Source organism: Bacillus sp. AP50 (assembly GCF_040492675.1).
Classification (GTDB): Bacteria; Bacillota; Bacilli; order Bacillales; family Bacillaceae_G; genus Bacillus_A; species Bacillus_A cereus.
In genome coordinates this window covers 1-4,458 of record NZ_JBEUTW010000519.1, presented here as the reverse complement: position 1 = coordinate 4,458, position 4,458 = coordinate 1, and the positions used below count along the sequence as shown (strand labels likewise).

Genomic DNA, 4,458 nt, shown 5'->3' with positions numbered 1-4,458 from the left:
CTAATATCCTCCTTACTTTTTTCGGTTCATGAGTTTTATTTATTATCCAAAATGTATGTAAGGTTCTTAGAAGAAAAGAATTTATTTATAATGAATAGCAGTGTAAAAACGTTAATACCTATATTATACAGAATTTTCTTTGAATTTTGGAGAGAATTTTAGTGTGCTATTATATATTTCGTTTTGATTTAAAGAATGTTTAAGGACATCCTAGCATACCTTTTATAATAATCCGATTGAACAAGGAGATGGGGGAGGAGCTATAATGGATATTCTAAAAAAGATTGAACAGCATCGAGCAGCAGAAGAGCGTTTACAATGGGAAGGTACGTTTGCGGAGTATTTGGAGCTTGTGAAAGAAAGACCATGGGTGGCTCAAACAGCACACTCTCGCATTTACAATATGATAAAAGATGCTGGAATTGAAGAAGTCGATGGTAGAAGAAAGTATAACTTCTTTAGTAATCAGCTCTTTGGATTAGAGGATGCTCTAGAACGTCTTGTAGAGGAATATTTTCATCCATCTGCAAAACGATTAGATGTTAGAAAAAGAATTTTATTATTAATGGGTCCTGTTAGTGGAGGGAAATCAACGTTAGTTACAATGTTGAAACGAGGATTAGAAACATATTCAAGAACAGATCGCGGAGCAATTTTTGCAATTAAAGGATGCCCAATGCACGAGGATCCACTGCATTTAATTCCACATCATTTACGAGATGATTTCTTTGATGAGTATGGGGTTAGAATTGAAGGGAATTTATCACCACTAAATGTCATGCGTTTAGAGCAAGAATACGGATCAAGAATTGAGGATGTAGTTGTAGAGCGTATTTTCTTCTCTGAAGATCGTCGTACAGGGATTGGTACATTTAGCCCGTCTGATCCAAAATCACAAGATATTGCAGATTTAACAGGTAGTCTGGACTTTTCTACGATTGCAGAATATGGTTCAGAATCAGATCCGCGTGCGTATCGATTTGATGGAGAATTAAATAAGGCAAACCGAGGAATGATGGAGTTCCAAGAGATGTTAAAATGCGATGAGAAGTTTTTATGGCACTTATTATCGCTTACGCAAGAAGGGAATTTCAAAGCGGGAAGATTTGCGCTTATTTCAGCAGATGAATTAATTGTAGCGCATACGAATGAAACAGAGTATCGCTCATTTATAGCAAATAAGAAAAATGAAGCATTGCACTCAAGAATTATTGTAATGCCAGTTCCTTATAATTTACGAGTAAGTGAAGAAGAACATATTTATGAAAAAATGATTCGTGAAAGTGATGTATCGAATGTTCACATTGCACCACACACACTTCGCGTTGCAGCAATGTTCACCATTTTAACTCGTTTAAAAGATCCGAAGCGTCCGGATATTGATTTAATTAAAAAGATGCGTTTGTATGATGGAGAAACGGTAGAAGGTTATAATGCGATTGATGTAGAAGAATTACAACGCGAATATCAAGATGAAGGTATGAAGGGTATTGATCCTCGTTATGTCATTAACCGAATTTCGTCTACAATCATTCGAAAAGAGGTACCATCTATTAACGCGTTAGATGTACTTAGATCTTTAAAAGATGGGCTAGATCAGCATCCATCCATTAGTAATGAAGACCGTGAACGTTACATGAACTTCATCTCATTAGCGAGAAAAGAATACGATGAAATCGCGAAGAAAGAAGTACAAAAAGCGTTTGTTTATTCATATGAAGAATCAGCTAAGACGCTTATGGATAATTACTTAGATAACGTCGAGGCGTACTGCAATAAATCGAAATTACGTGATCCGTTAACAGGAGAAGAAATGAGTCCAGATGAAAAATTAATGCGCTCAATTGAAGAGCAAATTGGAATTTCAGAAAATGCTAAGAAAGCGTTCCGTGAAGAGATTTTAATTCGCATTTCTGCTTATGCCCGTAAAGGAAAACGCTTTGATTATAATTCACATGAACGTCTTCGTGAAGCGATTCAGAAAAAACTATTTGCTGATTTAAAAGATATAGTGAAAATTACAACGTCAACGAAAACGCCGGACGAAAATCAGCTTAAGAAAATCAATGATGTTGTTGCGCGTTTAATTGATGAGCATGGCTATAATTCTTCTTCAGCAAATGAATTACTACGCTATGTAGGTAGCTTGTTAAACAGATAGTTTGATAACAAAACGCTGTCTCTTGTATTTTGCGGGACAGCGTTTTATTATCCGTTCATATGTGTATAAAGTGTCATACCTTGTCCAAATGTAATAAATTAAGATGCAATTTTATGAATTTATTGTCAATTATTTTTACAATATGCATATGATAGAGTAACCAACCATTCATACGAAAAAAGCCAACACAATACAATATGTTGCAAAGTAAAAATATGTGCAACAATGCATTGTGTTTCTTTCTTATCAGTGGCTGAATATTTCTTTCTATTATGTGAGTGGCAAAATTTTGTTTAGGATGCTCGGGGTATTGTATGAAAAACGTTATAAATGTTTATGGGATGATTTTCTGTGGGCAGTTACCTTTCAAACATTCTAGCTTGCACATTACAGAACAAAATTTATAGATTGCTGTTCATACAGGAAGACAATTACAGTAAGGAGGGAAAGGAATGGGCGAAGAAAATCAACCAAATTATACGATTTCACAGGAAAACTGGTCCCTCCATCGCAAAGGATATGACGACCAACAGCGCCATCAAGAAAAAGTACAAGAGGCAATTAAGAATAATTTACCCGATCTTGTAACAGAAGAAAGTATAGTTATGTCTAATGGCAAGGATGTTGTAAAAATACCAATTCGTTCTCTAGATGAATATAAGATTAGATACAATTATGATAAAAATAAACATGTTGGGCAAGGAAACGGTGACAGCAAAGTTGGTGATGTCGTTGCGAGAGATGGATCAGGTGGTCAAAAACAAAAAGGGCCAGGAAAAGGGCAAGGAGCAGGAGATGCAGCTGGGGAAGATTACTATGAAGCTGAAGTCTCTATTTTAGAATTAGAGCAAGCGTTTTTCAGAGAGTTAGAACTGCCTAATTTAAAGAGAAAAGAAATGGATGAAAACCGGATTGAACATGTTGAATTTAATGACATTAGAAAAACAGGATTATGGGGAAATATCGATAAGAAAAGAACAATGATATCCGCATATAAACGAAATGCAATGAGTGGTAAAGCATCTTTTCATCCAATTCACCAAGAAGACTTAAAGTTCCGCACTTGGAATGAAGTATTAAAGCCAGATTCAAAAGCTGTTGTATTAGCGATGATGGATACGAGTGGATCGATGGGAATATGGGAGAAATATATGGCACGTAGCTTCTTTTTCTGGATGACAAGATTTTTACGCACAAAGTATGAAACAGTAGATATTGAATTTATTGCCCATCATACGGAGGCAAAAGTAGTTCCAGAGGAAGAGTTTTTCTCAAAAGGAGAAAGTGGCGGAACGATTTGTTCTTCTGTATACAAAAAAGCACTCGAACTTATCGATAATAAATATTCACCAGACCGCTATAATATTTATCCATTCCATTTTTCAGATGGTGATAATTTAACATCAGATAATGCTAGATGTGTAAAACTTGTTGAAGAGCTAATGAAGAAGTGTAATATGTTTGGGTATGGGGAAGTGAATCAGTACAACCGCCATAGTACACTCATGTCAGCCTATAAAAATATTAAAGATGAAAACTTTAGATACTATATTTTAAAGCAAAAAGCAGACGTATTTCATGCGATGAAAAGCTTTTTTAGAGAAGAATCAGGTGAGAAAATGGCATAACCTCTTTTAAAGAGGTTCTTTTTTTGTAAACTTTTTATTTTCCTAGTTGACAATGATAATGAAAATCATTATCATTTATTCGAGAAATGATTACATTTCGAATTATATATTTCGGAGGAGATGTAAAGTTGAAACAAAATAAAAGAAAACGTATAAATGCAATGATTATAGCGGCAGCGTTATCACTTCCGTTTGCTGTTTATTCAACACCTGCTTTAGCGGCAGTAGCAATTGAGGCGAATAAAACTGGACAAGGTTTAGAAGATGGTACATATGATGCTGTTATTAAAGCGTATAAAGATAAAACGAATGAAGAGTCTATGGCAGCTGTTTATATAAAGGATCCGAAATTAACAATTGAGAATGGAAAGAAAATTGTAACAGCAACATTAAGTGATAGTGATTTCTTTCAATACTTGAAAACAGAGGATATTCATACTCCAGGTGTGTTTCATGATGTGAAAGTAATATCAGAAGATAAAAAGAAAAATGGAACGAAAGTGATTCAGTTTGAAGTAGGGGAATTAGGAAAAAGGTATAATATGCGAATGCATATTTATATTCCAACAATGGCCTATGATAATAAGTACCAAGTACAGTTTGAAGTAAATACATTGAATTTAGAGAACAATGTTCCAGAAAAACAAAAGGAAAATAAAGAGGAGCAAC

General features: G+C 34.7%; 3 protein-coding genes. All 3 read left to right on the top strand.

The features are described from left to right. Window positions 1-265: 265 nt before the first annotated feature. Complete coding sequence (locus ABWK52_RS25840) at window positions 266-2,161, top strand: PrkA family serine protein kinase (RefSeq protein ID WP_000353273.1); 1,896 nt, start codon at window positions 266-268, stop codon at window positions 2,159-2,161. A 452-nt stretch (window positions 2,162-2,613) separates the two neighbouring features. Then, window positions 2,614-3,789 (top strand): sporulation protein YhbH, encoded by a 1,176-nt coding sequence (yhbH, locus tag ABWK52_RS25835; RefSeq protein ID WP_000503518.1) that lies wholly within the window; start codon window positions 2,614-2,616, stop codon window positions 3,787-3,789. A 128-nt stretch (window positions 3,790-3,917) separates the two neighbouring features. Further along, window positions 3,918-4,458: NEAT domain-containing protein (locus tag ABWK52_RS25830; protein WP_353772225.1), on the top strand; the 541-nt coding region annotated here is incomplete at its 3' end.

Bases quoted from the DNA above. Each gene is read 5' to 3' on its own strand.
- ABWK52_RS25840 (WP_000353273.1), top strand. From the start codon at position 266: ATGGATATTCTAAAAAAGATTGAACAGCATCGAGCAGCAGAAGAGCGT.
- yhbH (WP_000503518.1), top strand. From the start codon at position 2,614: ATGGGCGAAGAAAATCAACCAAATTATACGATTTCACAGGAAAACTGG.